Annotated in this window: 15 protein-coding genes; 11 read left to right on the top strand and 4 right to left on the bottom strand. The window is 62.5% G+C overall.

The features are described 5' to 3' along the window. Positions 1–145: 145 nt before the first annotated feature. Complete coding sequence (locus K0H47_RS17005; protein ID WP_063031004.1) at positions 146–940, bottom strand: class II aldolase/adducin family protein; 795 nt, start codon at positions 938–940, stop codon at positions 146–148. A gap of 107 nt (positions 941–1,047) precedes the next feature. After that, positions 1,048–1,953, bottom strand: coding sequence for a LysR family transcriptional regulator (locus K0H47_RS17000; protein WP_063031006.1), 906 nt, complete (start codon positions 1,951–1,953; stop codon positions 1,048–1,050). 219 nt (positions 1,954–2,172) lie between these two features. Between K0H47_RS17000 and K0H47_RS16995 the strand changes: the two genes are divergently transcribed. The 11 genes from K0H47_RS16995 to K0H47_RS16945 all read left to right on the top strand — a co-directional run bounded on the left by K0H47_RS16995 (position 2,173) and on the right by K0H47_RS16945 (position 17,128). Further along, positions 2,173–2,796, top strand: coding sequence for a cysteine dioxygenase (locus tag K0H47_RS16995; protein WP_063031008.1), 624 nt, complete (start codon positions 2,173–2,175; stop codon positions 2,794–2,796). After that, entirely contained in the window at positions 2,793–4,373 is a 1,581-nt protein-coding gene (locus tag K0H47_RS16990) for a rhodanese-related sulfurtransferase (RefSeq protein ID WP_219273280.1), read from the top strand. The genes K0H47_RS16995 and K0H47_RS16990 overlap by 4 nt, the downstream gene beginning before the upstream one ends. Positions 4,374–4,475: 102 nt before the next feature. Then, a complete protein-coding gene (locus tag K0H47_RS16985; protein WP_063031012.1) occupies positions 4,476–5,432 on the top strand; it encodes an ABC transporter substrate-binding protein in 957 nt (318 codons plus the stop codon). Positions 5,433–5,445: 13 nt separating this feature from the next. After that, entirely contained in the window at positions 5,446–6,789 is a 1,344-nt protein-coding gene (locus K0H47_RS16980; protein WP_063031014.1) for an LLM class flavin-dependent oxidoreductase, read from the top strand. A 13-nt stretch (positions 6,790–6,802) separates the two neighbouring features. Then, on the top strand, positions 6,803–7,807 hold the full coding sequence (locus K0H47_RS16975) for an ABC transporter substrate-binding protein (RefSeq protein WP_219273279.1): 1,005 nt from the start codon (positions 6,803–6,805) through the stop codon (positions 7,805–7,807). 143 nt (positions 7,808–7,950) lie between these two features. Beyond that, entirely contained in the window at positions 7,951–9,129 is a 1,179-nt protein-coding gene (locus K0H47_RS16970) for an acyl-CoA dehydrogenase family protein (protein ID WP_219273278.1), read from the top strand. After that, positions 9,126–10,085 carry a D-isomer specific 2-hydroxyacid dehydrogenase family protein gene (locus K0H47_RS16965; RefSeq protein WP_063031019.1) on the top strand — a complete coding sequence of 320 codons (960 nt, stop codon included), beginning with the start codon at positions 9,126–9,128 and terminating at the stop codon, positions 10,083–10,085. The genes K0H47_RS16970 and K0H47_RS16965 overlap by 4 nt, the downstream gene beginning before the upstream one ends. A 308-nt stretch (positions 10,086–10,393) precedes the next feature. Continuing rightward, a complete protein-coding gene (locus K0H47_RS16960) occupies positions 10,394–12,514 on the top strand; it encodes a TonB-dependent receptor (protein WP_219273277.1) in 2,121 nt (706 codons plus the stop codon). Positions 12,515–12,540: 26 nt separating this feature from the next. Continuing rightward, positions 12,541–14,115, top strand: coding sequence for an FAD-dependent oxidoreductase (locus K0H47_RS16955; protein WP_177072165.1), 1,575 nt, complete (start codon positions 12,541–12,543; stop codon positions 14,113–14,115). Positions 14,116–14,139: 24 nt separating this feature from the next. Continuing rightward, positions 14,140–14,631, top strand: a complete 492-nt coding sequence (locus K0H47_RS16950) for a RidA family protein (RefSeq protein ID WP_093197996.1) — start codon at positions 14,140–14,142, stop codon at positions 14,629–14,631. Between the two features lie 37 nt (positions 14,632–14,668). Continuing rightward, a complete protein-coding gene (locus K0H47_RS16945) occupies positions 14,669–17,128 on the top strand; it encodes a TonB-dependent siderophore receptor (protein ID WP_219273276.1) in 2,460 nt (819 codons plus the stop codon). 1 nt (position 17,129) lies between these two features. On the opposite strand, the gene K0H47_RS16940 is transcribed toward K0H47_RS16945, so the two are convergent. Next, entirely contained in the window at positions 17,130–18,017 is an 888-nt protein-coding gene (locus K0H47_RS16940) for a LysR family transcriptional regulator (RefSeq protein ID WP_093198006.1), read from the bottom strand. A 182-nt stretch (positions 18,018–18,199) separates the two neighbouring features. Continuing rightward, entirely contained in the window at positions 18,200–18,817 is a 618-nt protein-coding gene (gene ycaC / locus K0H47_RS16935) for an isochorismate family cysteine hydrolase YcaC (RefSeq protein ID WP_093198011.1), read from the bottom strand. Positions 18,818–18,829 lie beyond the last annotated feature (12 nt).

The following is an 18,829-nucleotide window of genomic DNA, read 5'->3' as shown; positions in this document are numbered from 1 at the left end:
CCTAAGCGAGGTGCCGAGTGGTGGGGCAAGAGCGTTTTGCTTACTTTTGCGCTTTTCAAAAGTGAGCCGCCGTAAGGGCGGAACCAATAGAAGCCGTAACCGAAGGAATGGATATGTACTCCCCTGCCCTGATTGCAGACCAACTTCAAAGTTTGTAATCAGTATCCGTACGCTCCAACTGCCGAATCAACGCATTCCAATGCCGCGCCACCCCCGGCCCATCCCCGCTCTTGAACACCTCCGCCTGCTTCTCCACCTTGGCCACCACCTCCGCCGGCGGAAAGATCAACTCAGCATTCCCCCCCGCCTGCGCCGCGATCTGAATATTGCACGCCCGCTCCAGCCCCTGCAGCTGCTGGAACGCATGCTCCACACTCACCCCCGCCGTCAGCAACCCATGATTACGCAAGATCATCACACTCTTGTCCCCCAGGTCCGCCACCAACCGCTCACGCTCATCCAGGTCAAGGGCCACACCTTCATACCCGTGGTACGCCACGCGCCCGGAAAACCCGATGGAATGCTGGGAGATCGGCAACAACCCATCCTTCTGCGCCGACACCGCAATACCATCGCGTGTATGCGTGTGCAGCACCGCCTGCAAATCGTGGCGAGCCCCATGGATAGCACTGTGAATCACATAGCCCGCATAGTTGATACCCAGACCGGTAGGGTCATCGACGATCGTACCGTCAATATCCACCTTGACCAGATTCGAAGCGCTGATCTCATCGAACAACAGCCCATAGGCATTGATCAGAAAATGCTCCTCAGGCCCCGGCACACGGGCGGAGAAGTGGGTGTAGATGTGGTCGGTCCACTTGTACAAGGCGGCCAACCGATAGGCCGCCGCCAGCTTGACGCGCACCTCCCACTCTTCCGGGGTGACCCGCTGGCGGACGTTGTTCGAGACACTGGAGATCGAGGTGACGCTGCTCATGGCAAAACTTCCTGGATGGCCTTAAGGACTTCCAGGCAAGCCTAGGGGATGACCAAAAATAATAAAAAGCACATTTTAATCTAAGCTAATTATTATTTTTTTTCATATCACGCTGCATTGCGAACCTTGTGCAGCGACGCCGCCACCAGCTTGCCAAACGCATCCACCGGCCCTTGCAGATTGCCAAGGAAATGCGGGTAGATCAGCCACAGGTCCATCACCGGCTTGAAGTCCTTCAGCGGCATGGCCGCCAGTTGATCGCGATGGGCACTGCGTTCCAGCAGCGGGCGTGGCACCAGGCCAAGGCCCAGGCCGTCAGCCACCAGGCCCAGTTGCAGCTCCGTGCCAAAGGTCTCCAGGTTGACCCGTAGCGCCAGGCCCTGGTCCGACAAGGTGCGTTGCAGCCCGGCGCGGAAGCCACAGCCATCCGGGTTGAGGATCCAGCCGTTCTGGTACACGTCCGCCAGCTTGCAGGGCTTCTTGGGCAGTTGGGCCTTGGCGCAGACCACCACCAGTTCCATCTTGCCGATGGACTCGCCGACGATGTTGTCCGGGAAGATCTTGCCAGCCGGAAACAGTGCCGCCGCCGCGTCCAGTTCGCCGCGCTCGATCTTGCCCACCAGTTGGCTGCCCCAACCGGTGGCCACTTGGGCGCGCAGGTCGGGGAATTCACTGCGCAGGTGCTTGAGGGCATCCAGCAGCACCACGTCGCCGATGGTTTGCGGCACGCCCAGGCGCAGCAGGCCGGTGGGCGGTGCGTCGGTGGCCACCAGTTCGCGCAGGGCGTCCATTTCCCGGAGGATCGAACGGCACTGTTCATATACCCGCGTACCGATCAAAGTAGGCTTGAGCGGCTTGGTGTTGCGGTCGAACAACTCCACCCCCAGCGCCTGCTCGAAGTTCTGCACGCGACGGGTAATGGCCGGCTGGGTCAGTTGCAGCGACTCGGCGGCATGGCTGATGGACTGGCAACGAATCACTTCGACAAAGGCATCGATATCGTCAATTTTCATTTGGGCCGCACATAGAGAACAGTCATTAAGATGTGTGAAAAGCATAGTTCCATAAACGGTGGCTGGATAGCCTGCCGCTCGATCGATAACGTCTAACGCTATTCAAACCGGTTCTAAATTACTTTCCGCTATAACCTAATCATTAAAAAATAGCATATTAACTATAAACATTATGCTTAGATAAACCCATCACCACGAACCACCCACGATGGAATTGTCATGACCCAGGCCCGACACCCGGAGAGACTCAGAGCATTCATTGGCGCCCTGGCGGAATTGATCGACGGCAACCCTCGCGAAGGCGACCTGCTGCATCGCGGCGGCAAGCTGCTGGCGCAACTGGTGAGCCACGATGACTGGCTGCCGGACGAATTTGCCCAACCCAACCCCGAGCGCTATCAACAGTTCCTGCTGCACGCCGATTCGCGCCAGCGCTTCAGCATCGTCAGCTTTGTGTGGGGGCCGGGGCAAACCACGCCAATCCATGACCATCGCGTGTGGGGGCTGATCGGCATGCTGCGCGGCTCCGAGTATTCCCAGGGCTTTGAGCGCAACGCCGAGGGCGTACTGGTCGCCGACGGCAAGCGCATCCAGCTCGAACCCGGCCAGGTGGAAGCCGTGTCGCCGAAGATCGGTGATATCCATCAGGTCAGCAATGCCTTCAGCGACCAGGTGTCCATCAGCATTCATGTCTACGGCGCCAATATCGGTGCCGTGCGCCGCGCCGTGTACCAGCCGGACGGCAGCGAGAAACTGTTTATCTCCGGTTATTCCAACGCCTTTCTCCCGAACATCTGGGATTTGTCCAAAGACGCCCTGTCCAAAGAGAGCCCTGCCCTATGACTGCATCGAACCGCAGCTTCGCCCAGATTCGCCAGGCCCTGCTGGACCGTGAAGAAGTCGCCCTTGTGGATGTGCGCGAGGAAGCGCCTTTCGCCGAATCCCACCCGCTGTTCGCCGCGAATATCCCGCTGTCGAAGCTGGAACTGGAGGTGTATTCACGCATCCCACGCCGGGATACCCAGGTGACGGTGTACGACAACGGTGAAGGTCTGGCACAGATCGCCGCCCAGCGCTTGCAAGCCCTCGGCTATACCCAGGTCAGCCTGCTGGAAGGCGGCCTGGACGGTTGGCGCAACGCCGGTGGCGAGCTGTTCATCGACGTCAACGTACCGAGTAAAGCCTTTGGCGAACTGGTGGAAAGCCAGCGCCACACGCCGTCGCTGGCCGCTGAAGAAGTACAAGCCTTGCTCGACAGCAACGCCGACGTGGTGGTGCTCGACGCCAGGCGCTTTGATGAATACCAGACCATGAGCATTCCCACCGGCATCAGCGTGCCCGGCGCCGAACTGGTGCTGCGCGCCCGTGAGCTGGCGCCCGACCCGGCCACCCGCATCATCGTCAATTGCGCCGGGCGTACCCGCAGCATCATCGGCACCCAGTCGCTGATCAATGCGGGCATCGCCAACCCGGTGTCTGCCTTGCGCAACGGCACCATCGGCTGGACCCTCGCCGGGCAGAAGTTGCAACACGGTCAGGCTCGACGCTTTGCGCCCACCTCGGAAGAACACCGCCAGATCGCCGCCAAGGACGCCCGCCAAGTCGCCGACAGGGCCCACGTAGGCCGCGCCACCCTCGCCGACCTGCAACGCTGGCAGCAGGAAGCGGCACGCACCACTTACCTGTTCGACGTACGCACCCCGGAAGAATTCGCCACCGGCCATCTGCCCGGCTCGCGCTCCACACCGGGCGGCCAACTGGTGCAGGAAACCGACCATGTCGCCAGCGTACGCGGCGCCCGGCTGGTACTGGTGGATGACGACGGCGTGCGGGCCAATATGTCTGCGTCCTGGCTCGCTCAATTGGGTTGGGAAGTGCATGTGCTGGACGACCTGCAACCTGCGCACTTCAGCGAACCGGGCGCCTGGGTCGCCCCCGTCCCTCCACCGCAACAGGCCGAACTGATCAGCCCGCACACCCTCGCCGAATGGCAGGCCCATGGCGACACCGCGGTACTGGATTTCACCGCCAGCGCCAACTACGTCAAGCGCCATATCCCCGGTGCGTGGTGGGCGTTACGCGGGCAACTGCCAGAGGCCTTGCGCAAAGTACCTGCGGCCGAACGCTACGTGTTGACCTGCGGCAGCAGCCAACTGGCGCGCCTCGCGGTAGCGCAAGTCGAAGCGCTGACCGGCAAGCCCGTGTTCCTGCTGCAGGAAGGCACCGCCAGCTGGATCGCCGCGCAACTGCCCCTGGAAGAAGGCGAAACCCGCCTCGCTTCACCGCGCATCGACCGCTACCGCCGCCCGTACGAAGGCACCGACAACCCGAGGGAAGCCATGCAGGCCTACCTGGACTGGGAGTTCGGCCTGGTGGACCAGTTGGCCCGCGACGGCACCCATGGGTTTTATGTGATCTGAATACCATCGGGAGCGAGCCCGCTCGCTCCTCTTTCCACTACCGGCCGACCCCTTCTCCAGGCGGAGGCGACTGAACGCAAGACCTAGCCTGGAGCCCGCCCGATGCGCTTGACCCTTGCCCTTTTACTGGCCGCCCTCACCTTGGGCGCGACCTGCCAGGCCGCCGACCTGCAACCCCTGCGGGTGGCCAACCAGAAATCCACCATCAAGGCGCTGCTGGAAGTCGCCGGCGAAACCCGGGATGTGCCCTACGAAATCCAGTGGTCCGAGTTCCCCGCCGCCGCGCCGTTGGGCGAAGCCCTCAACGCTGGCGCCGTGGACATCGGCGCCCTGGGGGACGCACCCTACGTGTTCGCCCTTGGTGCCGGTGCGCCCCTGAAAGTGGTGAGCATCATCCACGCCGAAGGCCGCAACACCACCGCGCTCATTGTGCCCAAGGATTCGCCCATCCACGATCTTGCCGACCTCAAGGGCAAGCGCATCGTCACCACACGCGGCTCCATCGGGCATTTCCTGGCGATCAAGGCACTGCGTAGCGCCGGCCTTTCCACCCACGACGTGCAGTTCATCTTCCTGCTGCCCAGCGAGTCACGCCTGGTGCTGGATAACGGCACCGCCGATGCCTGGTCGACCTGGGACCCTTACACCACCGTGGTCACCAGCCAGAGCCAGGCCAGGGTCCTTGCCAGCGGCAACAACCTGCTGAGCAACCACCTGTACCTCGCCGCCACCAGCAAGGCGATTGCCGACAAGCGCGTGCAGCTGGACGACTTCGTGGCGCGGGTCGACCGCGCCTACCGCTGGAGCAACGATCACCCGCAGGCGTTCGCCGCCGCCATGGCCAAAATCACCGGCTTGCCGCTGGAGGTGCATGTAGCCGTGGCCAACGCCACCCATATGCAACCGGTGGCGATTGACGACTCGGTGATCAGCGGCCTGCAAACCACCGCCGACATCTATCAGGACGAAGGCCTGCTGACCAAACACATCGACGTCTCCCAAGGCTTCGACAAAAGCTTCAACGCCAAGCGTGCCCCGCTTACCCAGGCTTCCCGCTAAAAGGAGAAAGAACATGAGCAAACGCCAACTGAAACTCGGTGCCATGGTGCACGGCGTCGGTCACGGCTGGGGCGAATGGCGCCACCCGCAGGCGCAACCCAATGCCAGCGTCAACTTCGGGTTCTACAAGCATCAAACGCAACTGGCCGAAGGTGCGAAATTCGACTTCGTGTTCATCGCTGACAGCCTGCATATCCATGAGAAATCCAGCCCCCATTACCTCAACCGTTTTGAGCCCCTGACCATCCTTTCGGCCCTCGCCGCCTTGACCTCGAATATCGGCCTGGTGGCGACCGTCACCGTGAGCTACACCGAACCGTTCCAGGTAGCACGCCAGTTCGCCTCCCTGGACCACATCAGCGGCGGCCGCGCCGGCTGGAACGTGGTGACCTCGTGGCTCAGCGGCACCGCCGACAACTTCGGCAAGGCCGAACACCCGCCCCACGCCGTGCGCTACCGCATCGCCAAGGAACACGTGAATGTGGTCAAGGGCCTATGGGATTCCTGGGAAGACGATGCCTTCGCCTACAACAAGCAAAGCGGCGAGTTCTTCACCCCCGGCAAGCTGCATGCATTGGGGCACAAGGGCGAGTTTTTCTCGGTCAAGGGCCCGCTGAATATCGCCCGGTCACGCCAGGGCCAGCCGGTGATTTTCCAGGCGGGCACTTCCGAGGACGGGCGCAATTTTGCCGCCGAGTACAGCGACGCAATTTTTGTCCACGCCGAGACCTTCGACGAAGCCAAAGCCTACGCCCAGGACTTGAAGAAGCGCGCCCGCAGTTTCGGTCGCGATGCCGATCAACTGTCGATCCTGCCGGGCATCCGGCCAATTGTTGGCCGCGACGAAGCTGAGGTGGAACGCCGCTATCAGCAAGCCGTGGAGCTGGTGACCGTCGAGGACGCAATCGTCGCCCTGGGCCGCCCGTTCAACGACCACGATTTCAGCAAGTACCCGCTGGACGAACCCTTCCCGGAACTCGGCGACCTGGGCTCCAACAGCCAGAAAGGCGGCTCCGACCGCATCAAGCAATTGGCTCGGGATGAAGGCCTGACCCTACGGGAAGTGGCCCTGCGTTTCTCCCGGCCCAAGCGCGATTTCGTCGGCACCCCGGAGCAGGTCGCCGACGCGATCCAGACCTGGTTCGAAGCGGGTGCCGCCGATGGTTTCATCATTAATTCACTGCTGCCCGATGGCCTGCAGTACTTCACCGAACAGGTGGTGCCGGTGCTGCAACAACGCGGTCTGTTCCGCCGTGAATACAGCGGCGTCACCCTGCGGGAAAACCTTGGCCTGGACGTGCCGGCCAACCGCTACAGCGCCGCCCTTGAAACCCAACCCACACAGATCGCCATCTGACCAGGGCACGACCATGACGAACACGATCAAACACGGACAGTTCAATCGTCGCGGCTTCCTGGGCGCCAGTTCGATTGCCTTTGGCGCGCTGGGCCTCGCCTCGCTGGTGCCACGGGCTTTCGCTGCACCTGCGAAGCTCTCGGACCTGACCCTGGCTGTCGCCACCTACCGTGGCCAGGACTCGTACTTCACCGACGACGCCGGCACCTCCAACACACCCTACAAGGTCGACTACGCCGAGTTTGCCGGCGGCAATCTGATCGTCGAAGCGCTGGCCTCGGGCAGCCTGGACATTGGCGGCATGAGTGAGATCCCGCCGATCTTTTCAATCCAGAGCCACCGCGAGCCGAAGTTGATCGCGGTGCTGCAAGGCGACGTGAATAACCAGGTGATCCTGATTCCCAGGGAGTCGAAAATTGAATCCATCGCTCAGCTCAAAGGCAAGCGTGTGGGCTACGTACGCTCCACCACCTCCCACTACTTTCTGATCAAGGCCTTGAAGGAGCAAGGGCTGACCTTCAACGACATCACCCCCGTGGCGCTGACGCCGCAGGATGGTTTCAGCGCGTTCCAGAGCGGCCAGCTGGACGCCTGGGTGATCTACGGGGTGTTTATCCAACTGGCGAAATTCCGCAGCGGTGCCCGGGTCTTGAAAACCGCCCTTGGCTACCTCTCCGGCAACTACCTGATCGGCGCCCGCCCCGCAGCCCTGGAAGACCCGCTGCGCAAACAGGCGATCCAGGATTACCTGCAGCGCCAGGCCCGCACCCTGGAATGGATGAACAACAACCCCGAGCCGTGGGCCGAGAAATCGGCGAAGTTGCTGGGGGTGGATAAGGCGGTGTTCCTCGATGTGTACAACAACCGCAGTCAGCCTTACAGCGTGATCGAGGTGAACGACCAGGCCATCGCTTCGCAGCAGGAAGTCGCCGACCTGTTCTTCAATGCCGGGGTGTTGAGCGAGCGGCTGGATGTCAGCCCGTTGTGGGACCGGCAGTTCAAGTTGCTGCCCATTTAGAAGACGAACACGATCCAGTGTGGGAGCTGGCTTGCCTGCGATAGCGGTGTATCAGATTGCATTTTCAGCGGCTGACACTCCGCTATCGCAGGCAAGCCAGCTCCCACATTGATCGGTGTACACCCATCCAGAGTGAACCGACCATGAGCTTTTCTTCTCAACCGTCACTGCGCTCCGTGGAAGTGGCCAATTTCGAAGCCTTGCTGGAACGCCTCAGCGCCCAGCTCGCCGCCACTGCACACATCGTTGATGAAAGCGGCACCTTCCCCCACGACAACTTCAAGCTGCTGCACGAACACGGCCTCGTCGCCCTGACCGTGCCCAAGGCCCTCGGCGGTGGCGGTGCCAACCTCGCCCAGGCACGCAAGGCCATCAGTGCCATCGCCAAGGGCGAGCCGTCCACCGCGTTGATCCTGGTGATGCAGTACCTGCAACACACGCGCCTGCAAGACAGCAAAACCTGGCCGCCCGCGCTGCGCACCCAGGTCGCCGAAGACGCAGTGCGCAATGGGGCGCTGATCAATGCCCTGCGCGTCGAACCCGACCTCGGCACCCCGGCCCGTGGCGGGCTGCCAGCGACCATCGCCCGGCGTACCTCCGCCGGTTGGCGCATCAGCGGGCGCAAAATCTACTCTACCGGCAGCCACGGCCTGGCGTGGTTCAGCGTCTGGGCCCGCAGCAGCGATGAAGACCCGCTGGTGGGTGCCTGGCTGGTGCCCAAGGACAGCCCCGGCATCAGCATTATCGACACTTGGGACCACCTGGGCATGCGCGCCACCTGCAGCCATGAAGTGGTGTTCGATAACGTGCTGGTGCCGCTGGACCACGCGGTCAGCGTCAGCCCCTGGAGCGCGCCGCAGGCCGAACTGGACGGCGATGGTTTCCTGTGGATGTCGGTGCTGCTCTCATCCGTGTACGACGCCGTGGCCCAGGCGGCGCGCGACTGGCTGGTGGACTGGCTGGAACAGCGCAAGCCCTCCAACCTCGGCGCAGCGCTGTCGACCTTGCCGCGCTTTCAGGAGACCGTCGGGCATATCGACACCCTGCTGTTTGCCAATCGCAGCCTGCTGGATGCCGCCGCCGACGGGCACACCCCGGCGGCCAATGCCGCGCAGATCAAATACCTGGTGACCGGCAACGCGATACGCGCCGTCGAGTTGGCCATCGAGGCTTCCGGCAATCCCGGCCTGTCGCGCCACAGCCCGCTGCAACGGCATTACCGCGACGTGCTGTGCAGCCGCGTGCATACACCGCAGAACGACGCCGTGCTGCAGGGCGTCGGCAAAGCCGTCTTCGCGCAACGTCAGAAGGAACGCACATGAGCCAGGTGATTATCGCCAGCCAGCTGGACGAAGATTTCAATGAAGTGATCCGCCAGCGCCTGGCCCTGACGCACCCTGGCGCCGAGGTCATCGGTGTACCCGCCGGCGTGCCCAGCGACTTGCCGCCCCAGGCCAATATCCTGCTGGCCCGACCGATCAACGTGCGTGGCTACACCGCCCCGGACACACCACCACCGGGTTGGCCGTATGGTGTGCAGTGGATTCAGGTGGTGTCGTCAGGTATCGACTTCTACCCCAAGTGGCTGTTCAACGGGCCGCCGGTGAGCACCTCGCGGGGCAGCGCCGCCGAGAACATCGCGGAGTTCGCCCTGGCAGCGATCTTCGCGGCAGCCAAGCACTTGCCGGACATCTGGGTGCAGGATTCGCAGTGGCAGTTCACTGCGTTGCGCCCGCTCAAGGGCACCACCCTGGGGATTCTGGGGTTTGGTGCGATTGGCCGTAGCCTGGCGCAAAAAGCTCATGGATTGGGGATCAAGATCGTGGCATTACGCCAAAGTGACACGCCGTTTGACGTGGAGGGTGTGGAGGCGGCGCTGGATATCCATGATCTGTTTGCTCGCTCCGACCACCTGGTGCTGGCCGCGCCACTGACCGAGGCCACGCGACATATAGTGGATCGGGAGGCGCTGGAGAATGCCAAGCCAGGGTTGCACCTGATCAATATTGCCCGGGGAGGATTGGTGGATCATGAGGCGCTGCTGGAGGCGTTGGACAGCGGCCGTCTTGGGCTGGCTTCGCTGGACGTGACTGAGCCGGAACCGTTGCCGGATGGGCATGCGCTGTATGGCCATCCGAGGGTCAGGGTATCGCCGCATACGTCGGCGATTTCGACCAATAGCCGACATGATATTGCGGACAGTTTTCTGGGCAACCTGGAAAGGTATCTGAGTGATCTGCCGCTGGAGAACCTCGCCAACACCCAACGCGGTTACTAAGCCGAACAGAAATCAAAATGTGGGAGCGGGCTTGCCTGCGATAGCAATGGATCAGTCGATATCAATGTGACTGACCTACCGCTATCGCGGGCAAGCCCGCTCCCACATTTGTTTTTCATCAGCTGAAAAATATCATCAGCCTTACGCATCACAAACAAACCACTACATACCCATTTTTTATAATTAACTTATAACTAATCGGACTTTTACGCCCAGCATTTATACAAATACTGTTACATCCAATACCGACCCCTGACCAGGTGGAGGCCCGACTTTGCCTAAACCGTCAACCACCTCAGGGGTCCATCATGAGTCCTACCGCCGTACCCAATCGCCTGACACTGGCCATTTCCCTCGCCCTGTTCGGCCTCGCCGCCCATGCCGACGACACCGCCCTGCCGGTGGTCAACGTCACCGCCGAGCACCGCAGCGAAGACCTGCAAAAAACCCCGCTGGCGATTTCCGCGTTCGATGAAAAGGCCCTGGAGGACAAGCAAATCAACAGCGTGCGCGACCTCGCGGGCCAGGTACCGAACCTGACACTCAGCCGCCAGTCGATCTCCTACAGCGCCCAGACCTACGGCATCCGCGGCATCGGTGAAACCGACCCGATTCAGGAAGCCGCCGTCGCCGTTTACGCTGATGACCTGTACATCCCCCGTGCGATTTCCTCGATGCTCGACTTCAACGATGTGGAGCGCGTCGAGGTGCTGCGTGGCCCCCAGGGCACGCTGTACGGGCGCAACAGCAGCGCCGGTGCGATCCGGGTGATCACCCGCGACCCGACCCAGGAAACCCGCGGTTTTGTAGAGCTGGGCGCCGGCAACTACGACGCCCAGAACGCACGCCTGCTGATCAGCGGCCCGTTGGTAGACAACGCGCTGTTCGGCAGTTTCTCCGCTATCCGCCTGAGCCGCGACGGCACGGTGTCCGATCCCACCCGGGGCAAGGACGTGAACAACGTCGACATCCAGTCCTATCGCGGCAAGCTGCGCTACAAGCCGGTGGATTCGCCCTGGGATGTGCAATTGACCCTGGCCGGTACCTTCGACCGGGGCGACACCACCAGCTATACGCCCTTCGACGCCAACGGGCATTTCGACAAGTTCAAGAGCTACAGCAGCCTCGACCCGAAAAACCGCCTGGACCAGGGCAGCTCGGTGCTGCGGGCGATCTATGCAATCGACGATCACCTGAATTTCAAATCGGTGACGGCCTACTCGGCGTTCCACCAACCGGTGGACTACGACAACTCAGGGCAAGCCGCGCTGATCCAGAACAACCTGATCCTGTACAAGCAGAACTACGCCACCCAGGAATTTCAGCTCAACGGTGACTACGACGATTTCAGCTTCAGCACCGGCGTGTACCTGTACCGCGAGAAGTTCGACGCCGACCGCGACAACCTCACCTATTCCGTCGCCCGCAACCGGGTGATCGGCCAGGGCCAATACAGCACCACCAACACCGAAAGCTACGCGCTGTACGGCCAGGGCACCTACAAGCTGACGCCGCAACTGTCGCTGATCGCTGGCCTGCGCTTTACCCGCGAACACAAGAATTTCGACTTCACCAACTACGCGATCAACACCGACCGGCAGATCACCGGCACCAACTTCACCGCCGAGTCGAGCAAATCCTGGCAGTCCACCAGCCCGAAAATCGGCTTCGAATACGCCTGGACCCCACACTTGAACCAGTACGCCTATGTCGCCAAAGGTTTCAAGGCCGGCGGCTACGACAACCGCGCACCGACCCAGGCCGCCGCCGAACAGGCGTTCTCCCCAGAGGATGTGACCACCTGGGAAACCGGGGTCAAAGGCGACTTCTTCGACCAACGCCTGCGGGCCAACGTCGCGGTGTTCTACAACGACTACAAAGACCTGCAAACCAACGCCTATGACCCGGCGCTGGGGGTCAGCCTGCGCACCAACGTCGGCCGCGCCCACACCTACGGCGTGGAACTGGAAACCCTCACGGCCCTGAGCCGCGACCTGCAACTGACCGCCAACGTCGGCTACCTGCAAAGCAAGTACGACGACTTCCAGAACGCCAGCGGCGCGGGGGTGGATGCCAACGGCAAGCAGTTGGTGTTCTCGCCACGCTGGAACGCTAGCCTGGGCCTCAACTACACCATCCCCGCCGGGCTGCCCGGCACCTGGCTGGCAGGCACCGATGCGCAGTTCCAGACCAAGTCCTATGCCAACGCGCTGAATGACGACATCCAGGAAATCCCGCAACAGACCTTCTGGAACGCCAACACCCGCTACATCAGCGGCGACGGCCACTGGACCACCACCCTCGCGGTGAAAAACCTGCTGGACCGCGCCTACCCGCAGTCGGTGGGCTACGTGCCTTCCAGCGGCGCCCGCTACTACTCGGTCAACGACCCGCGAACCCTGTTGCTGACCGTGCGCTACGACCTCTGACAAACCGCTATCTCAAGGAGCGAATCATGGCTTTTACCCGCAGGGAACTGATTTCCCGTATTGCCGCCGTGGGCGGTTATTCCGCCGCTGTCAGCGCATTGGGCGCGCTGGGGCTGACGCCTCAGGCGGTGGCATCGAGCTTTACCCCGCTGCAATTGGGCAGCACCGGCAAAGGCAAGAACGTGGTGGTGGTCGGCGCGGGGATCTCCGGGCTGGTCAGCGCCTATGAGCTGCGCAAGGCCGGGTTCAACGTGACGATCCTGGAAGCCCGCGACCGGGTGGGTGGACGCAACTGGACCCTGCGCCGAGGCACCAGGGTCGACTTCGACGACGGCATCAGCCAGACCGTCGACTTTGATGACGGGCAGTTTTTCAACGCCGGCCCTGCGCGTATTCCCAGCCACCACCAGACGATTCTCGGCTACTGCCGCGAGCTGGGCGTGGAGTTGCAAGTACTGGTCAACAGCAGCCGCAACGCCCTGGCCCGGCCGGATACGCAACAGCCGGCGTTCCAGTTGCGCCAGGCGGTCAATGACACCCGTGGCCAGCTCTCGGAACTCCTGGCCCGCACAGTCAGCCGCAAGGCGTTGGACCAGGACCTGAGCGTGGATGACCGCAAAGCGTTGCTGAGTTTCCTCAAAGTGTACGGCGACCTCAACGGCGACCTGCAATACAAGGGTTCGGTGCGTTCCGGCTACACCCGCGTGCCTGGCGCTGGCGACCAGACTGGCGTGACACGCGCGCCACTGGAGCTGCAAACCCTGCTTAACCCCAAGCTTTGGGGCGCCTTGGTGTTCGATGAAATCCCGGAGTTTTCATCCACCATGTTCCAGCCAGTGGGCGGCATGGACCGCATTCCCTATGCCTTTTACGAACACCTCAAGGACGCGGTGCGCTTCAACGCCGAAGTCAGTGATATCCAGACGTCCGAACAAGGCAGCCGCATCAGCTACCGCGACCGTATCAGCGGCAAGACCCAGGTCCTGAGCGCCGACTACGCCATCGTCACCGTGCCCTTGCCACTGCTGGCGAAGCTGCCGAGCAACTTCACGCCGCCGTTCAAGCAGGCGATCCAGACCGCGCAAAGCGACCAGGCCAACAAGGTGGCCTGGCAGACGCCGCGCTTCTGGGAAACCGACTTCAACATCTATGGCGGCCTGTCGTACCTCGACCATGAAGTCAAAGGCTTGTGGTACCCCAGCGACCGCCTCAACAGCGCCCAGGGGATTCTGGTGGCGGCCTACAACACCAGCGAATCGGCCCAGGCCTTCAGCCAGAAAACCCTGGCCGAACAGTTCGCCTCTTCACGCCAGGCGGTGGAACTGTTGCATCCCGGCCACAGCGCAAAACTGCAGAAGCCGGTGGCGATCAACTGGTCGAAAGTCAGCTACAGCAAAGGCCCGTGGATCGTTAACGACGAAGTCGGCGAAAGCGCCTACCGCCTGCTCAACGAGCCCCAGGGCCGTACTTACCTGGCCAGCGACGCCCTCGCCCACGGCGGTGTCGGCATCTGGCAGAACAGCGCCGCCGATTCGGCACGGCGCATCGTCTCGCTGATCGGCCGCCATGCCGAACGCCAGCAACCGGGCGTCGCCGCCTGAAATTGCTCACTCAAGGAATGATCGATGAAAACTCTCTTTGCAGGACTGCTGATGACCGCCACCACCCTCGCCGCCCACGCCGATGAGATCAAGCGCGTGCCGCTGCCCAACTCGAACTTCCCGATCTCACTGGCGGTGTCGGTACCACCGCAGACCGAACTGCTGTTTGTCAGCGGCTTGCTGGCCGACCTGCATGACCCCAAGGCACCGAAAGACTCGTTTGCAGCCTATGGCGACACGGCCATCCAGACCACGTCGATCCTCAATAAGCTCAAGGGCGTGCTGCAAAGCCAGGGCCTGGATCTGGGGGATGTGGTGCAGTTGCGGATATTCCTGGTGGGCGATCCCGCCAAGGGCGGCAAGCTCGACTTTGCCGGTTTGCAGGAAGGCTACACGCCGTTCTTCGGCAGTGCCGAGCAGCCGAAAAAACCGGCACGCACCGCGGTGCAAGTCGTCGCCCTGCCATTGCCCGGCGGGCTGGTGGAAATCGAAGCGGTTGCCGCGCGCAAACGCTGACCCAAGGATCGATCCGGGATCAAGGAGCTTCACTCTCATGCATAGACGTCCCTTATTGCTGCCGCTCTCGCTGGCGTGCGGCCTGGCGTCCTTCGGCGTCGAATCCGCCGAAGACCGCTCTCCCACCCTCGACACCGTCGTCGTCACCGGCAACCGTGGCGCCGAACAACGTACCGTCACCACCAGCCCCACGCCCATTGATGTGATCAGCGGCGAACAGCTGCGGGCCGTGGGCAAGCCGAGCCTGTTGGAAGCCCTGGGCAAGCTCATCCCCTCGTTCAACCTGCCCGACCGCGCCGGCTGGGATGCCAGCGGCGTGGTGCGCTCGGCCACCTTGCGCGGCTTGACCGCCTCCCATGTGCTGGTGCTGGTCAACGGCAAACGGCGCCACACCAGCGCCACCCTGAACATCAACGGCATCAACAGCGGCGCCGCTCCCAGCGACCTCGACCTGATCCCGGTGGCCGCCATCGACCATGTGGAAGTGCTGCGCGACGGTGCGGCGGCGCAGTACGGTTCGGATGCGATTTCCGGGGTGATCAATATCATCCTCAAGCAGACCACCGGCGGCAGTTCCGACACCACCCTGGGCCAGAACTACGACGGCAAGCGCGGCACCGGCCAGGAGGCCCTGAACTATGGCTTCCAGGTAGGCGAAGCCGGGGTGCTCAACGTGTCCCTCGATACCCGCTACCAGGAGCGCGACAACAAGGCCGGCAGCAACGGCTACAGCACCCATTACTATCCGCTGGCGGATGGTTCACCCGACCCGCGTGAAGCCACTTCCAGCCACCATACCTACAAAGGCTACGGCTCGCCCCGCAGCCAACTGGCTGACGTCGCCTACAACCTCGACTTGCCCCTGAACGACGACCTGACGCTGTACTCGTTCTCCACCCTGGCCACCCGGGAGAACAACGACGGCCAGAACTTCCGCCTGCCCAATGGCCGCAACACCATCACCACCGGGCCCAATGGCTACCCCAATGGCTACAGCCCGTACTGGCTGGTCAACGAGACCGACTTTCAATCCGCCTTCGGTGCCAAGGGTAACGACCTCGGCGGCGGCTGGGCCTGGGACTTGAGCAGCACCTACGGGCGCAACTATGCCAAGCAGCGTACCTACGACAACCAGAACCCGTCCCTGGGTGAAAGCACGCCGAACAGGTTCACCTCCGGGATCTACATCGCCGACCAGCTCACCACCAACCTCGACCTGAAAAACACCTACGAGATCGGCCTGGCCAAGCCGCTGGACGTGGCGTTCGGCCTGGAGCATCGGCGCGAAAGCTACGAGACCCGCGCCGGCTCCGAGGCCTCTTATATCGATGGCGGCTACGTGTTCCCGGCGGGCCATCCACGGGCCGGGCAGCGTCCCGATCCGGGGGCCCAGGTCACCAACGGCATCCGCCCCGAAGACGCGCAGAAGGTCAGCCGCAACAGCGTCGCCAGCTATGTCGACCTGGGCTTCTACCCCACCGAGCAGTGGTACGTCGGCGTGGCCGGGCGCTACGAGCATTACAACGAAGGCGTCGGCGGCACCCGCAGCGGCAAGCTCAGCACGCGGTATGCGTTCAACCCGGTGTTTGCCCTGCGCGGCACCGTGAGCAACGGTTTTCGTGCGCCGTCCCTGGCCAACGAGATTTTCACGGCGCGCTCCACCGGGTTCGACACCATCAATGGCGTGTACCAATCGTATAACTACGTGATCCTGCCGGTGGATTCCGCCGGCGCCCAGGCCTTGGGTGCCAAGTCATTGAAACCGGAGCGCTCGACCAACTTCAGCCTCGGGTTTGCCGTTACCCCAAGCGATGACTTGAGCCTCACGGTGGACGGCTACGTGATCAACCTGCGGGACCGCCTGGTACTCAGCGAGCGCTTCCAGGGCCCGGGCATTGCGGCGCTGCTGGACGGCATCGGCGTACCGGCCACCGCCGGCGCGCAGTACTTCACCAACGGCGCCAACACCCGCACCTCCGGGGTGGACGTGGTGGGCAACTACCGGCAAAACCTCGACCGCTACGGCTCGGTGAAATGGACCGCGGCGCTGAACTACAACCACACGCAAATCCTCAGCGTCAACGACACCCCGGCGCAGCTCGCCGCCCTGGGCGACTTCCAGTTGATGGGCCGCCAGTCCCGGGCGCTGATTACCAAAACCTCACCCAGCAGCAAGATGATCTTCTCCGCCGACTGGGCGATCCACGACTTCGACGTCAACCTGCGCTTGACCCGCTACGGCACCTACACCGAGGTCAACAGCTCCAGCGACCCGAGCCTGGACCGCACGTATTCGGCCAAATGGATCACCGACCTCGATGTGGCCTATGCAATCACCAAACAGCTGACAGTGGCCGTGGGTGCGCAGAACCTGTTCGACAAATACCCGGATCATATCGGCGTGAAGAACTCTTCGTTCGGCGATAACTGGGGCAGCTATTCGCCGTTCGGGTTTACCGGCGGGTATTACTACAGCCGGGTGCAGTACGCGTTCTGACTCAACAACCGCCGGCCAGGCGCTCACGCAGAAACTCGATCAACGCCTGCACCGGGCGCGAGCTCTGGCGGTGCTGGGGGTACACCGCTGACAGGGTCAGGGACTCCGGCGTAGTGTCTTCCAGCAGCGCCACCAGCCGGCCGTCCTGCAAGGCTTGGGCGACGATAAAGTTCGGCAGATACGTGATACCCAACCCGGCGATCGCCGCGTCCCGCAGCAGCTCACCGTTGTTGACGCGCATGCGTCCGCTGACGTTGCGGGTGTGGGGTTTGCCATCGACCTTGAAGTGCCATTGCACCTGGCGACCATGGCCGTAAGGCAGGCATTCGTGGTCGACCAGATCATCGGGGGTCTGGGGCGTACCGTGGAGGGCCAGGTAGTCCGGGCTGGCGCAGTAGACGCGCTGCACACTGGCGATGCGCCGGGCGATCAGGGTCGAGTCTTCCAGGGTGCCGATGCGCAGCACCAGGTCGTAGCCTTCGCTGATCAGGTCTACCGGGCGGTCGCTGAGGTCGACTTCCACGGTGACGTGGGGGTGGCGTTGCAGGAACAACGGCAACAGGCTGCCCAGGTGCGCCATGGCAAACGACAACGGTGCGCTCAGGCGGATGGTGCCTCGGGGGTCGGTGTTTTGCCCGGTGATGCCCTGCTCCACTTGCTCGACTTCACTGAGCAGGCGCAGGGCGGATTCGTAGTAACTCTGGCCCAGAGGCGTGACGTCCAGGCGGCGGGTGGAGCGGTTGAGCAGGCGTACGCCGAGGCGCTCTTCCAGCTGGATCAGGCGGCGGCTGACAAATTGCTTGGACAGGCCAAGGTGTTCGGCGGCGGCGGTGAAGCTGCCGGATTCCATGACCTGGCAAAACAGGCGCATGTCTTCGAAGGGGTTCATTGTCGCTTCTCGGTGGACGCTGGGCTGTTTTATAGCCGGTATGTCCCGGCACCACAAATCCAATGTGGGAGCTGGCTTGCCTGCGATAGCGGTGGATCAGTCGACATCAGCTTTGACTGATCCACCGCTATCGCGGGCAAGCCCGGCTCCCACATGGAATTTTTGGTGTCCTCTGGAGCGGTTTACTTGGCCGCCAGCGCCGAGTAGCTGTTCATCAGGTTGCGATAGTTGGGAATGCGCGGCGACAGCAGGTTGGCCAGGCCTTCCATGTCGTTGCGCCAGTCCCCTTGCAGCTCGCAGGCCACCGAGAACCAGTTCACCAGCTGCGCACCAGCAGCCGTCATCCGCGCCCAGGCGGCCTGTTGCACGGTTTCGTTGAAGGTGCCCGACGCATCGGTGACCACGAACACTTCAAAGCCTTCAGCCAGGGCGGACAGCGTCGGGAAGGTGACGCAGACATCCGTCACCACACCGGCAATGATCAGTTGCTTGCGCCCGGTGGCTTTCACCGCCTGAACGAAGTCCGCGTTGTCCCATGCGTTGATCTGGCCAGGACGCGGGATGTACGGCGCGTCCGGGAACAGTTCTTTCAACTCCGGCACCATCGGGCCGTTGGGGCCGTTTTCGAAGCTGGTGGTGAGGATGGTCGGCAGCTTGAAGAACTTGGCCAGGTCCGCCAGGGCCAGCACGTTGTTCTTGAACTCGTTGGGCGAGAAGTCCTGCACCAGCGAGATCAGGCCGGTCTGGTGATCCACCAGCAGGACCACGGCGTCGTCTTTGTTCAGGCGTTTGTAAGTCATGGGAACACTCCT

The sequence above is a fragment of the Pseudomonas sp. Xaverov 83 genome, assembly GCF_019352905.1.
Classification (GTDB): domain Bacteria; phylum Pseudomonadota; class Gammaproteobacteria; order Pseudomonadales; family Pseudomonadaceae; genus Aquipseudomonas; species Aquipseudomonas yamanorum.
Note: the sequence above shows the minus strand (reverse complement) of the source record. Positions and strands in the feature narration are given on the sequence as shown.

Excerpts from the sequence above, each read along its gene's own strand:
- K0H47_RS17005 (WP_063031004.1), bottom strand. The coding sequence starts at position 940 with ATGAGCAGCGTCACCTCGATCTCCAGTGTCTCGAACAACGTCCGCCAG.
- ycaC (WP_093198011.1), bottom strand. The coding sequence starts at position 18,817 with ATGACTTACAAACGCCTGAACAAAGACGACGCCGTGGTCCTGCTGGTG.
- K0H47_RS16980 (WP_063031014.1), top strand. The coding sequence starts at position 5,446 with ATGAGCAAACGCCAACTGAAACTCGGTGCCATGGTGCACGGCGTCGGT.
- K0H47_RS16955 (WP_177072165.1), top strand. The coding sequence starts at position 12,541 with ATGGCTTTTACCCGCAGGGAACTGATTTCCCGTATTGCCGCCGTGGGC.
- K0H47_RS16965 (WP_063031019.1), top strand. The coding sequence starts at position 9,126 with ATGAGCCAGGTGATTATCGCCAGCCAGCTGGACGAAGATTTCAATGAA.
- K0H47_RS17000 (WP_063031006.1), bottom strand. The coding sequence starts at position 1,953 with ATGAAAATTGACGATATCGATGCCTTTGTCGAAGTGATTCGTTGCCAG.
- K0H47_RS16940 (WP_093198006.1), bottom strand. The coding sequence starts at position 18,017 with ATGAACCCCTTCGAAGACATGCGCCTGTTTTGCCAGGTCATGGAATCC.
- K0H47_RS16990 (WP_219273280.1), top strand. The coding sequence starts at position 2,793 with ATGACTGCATCGAACCGCAGCTTCGCCCAGATTCGCCAGGCCCTGCTG.
- K0H47_RS16945 (WP_219273276.1), top strand. The coding sequence starts at position 14,669 with ATGCATAGACGTCCCTTATTGCTGCCGCTCTCGCTGGCGTGCGGCCTG.
- K0H47_RS16985 (WP_063031012.1), top strand. The coding sequence starts at position 4,476 with ATGCGCTTGACCCTTGCCCTTTTACTGGCCGCCCTCACCTTGGGCGCG.
- K0H47_RS16960 (WP_219273277.1), top strand. The coding sequence starts at position 10,394 with ATGAGTCCTACCGCCGTACCCAATCGCCTGACACTGGCCATTTCCCTC.
- K0H47_RS16970 (WP_219273278.1), top strand. The coding sequence starts at position 7,951 with ATGAGCTTTTCTTCTCAACCGTCACTGCGCTCCGTGGAAGTGGCCAAT.
- K0H47_RS16995 (WP_063031008.1), top strand. The coding sequence starts at position 2,173 with ATGACCCAGGCCCGACACCCGGAGAGACTCAGAGCATTCATTGGCGCC.
- K0H47_RS16975 (WP_219273279.1), top strand. The coding sequence starts at position 6,803 with ATGACGAACACGATCAAACACGGACAGTTCAATCGTCGCGGCTTCCTG.
- K0H47_RS16950 (WP_093197996.1), top strand. The coding sequence starts at position 14,140 with ATGAAAACTCTCTTTGCAGGACTGCTGATGACCGCCACCACCCTCGCC.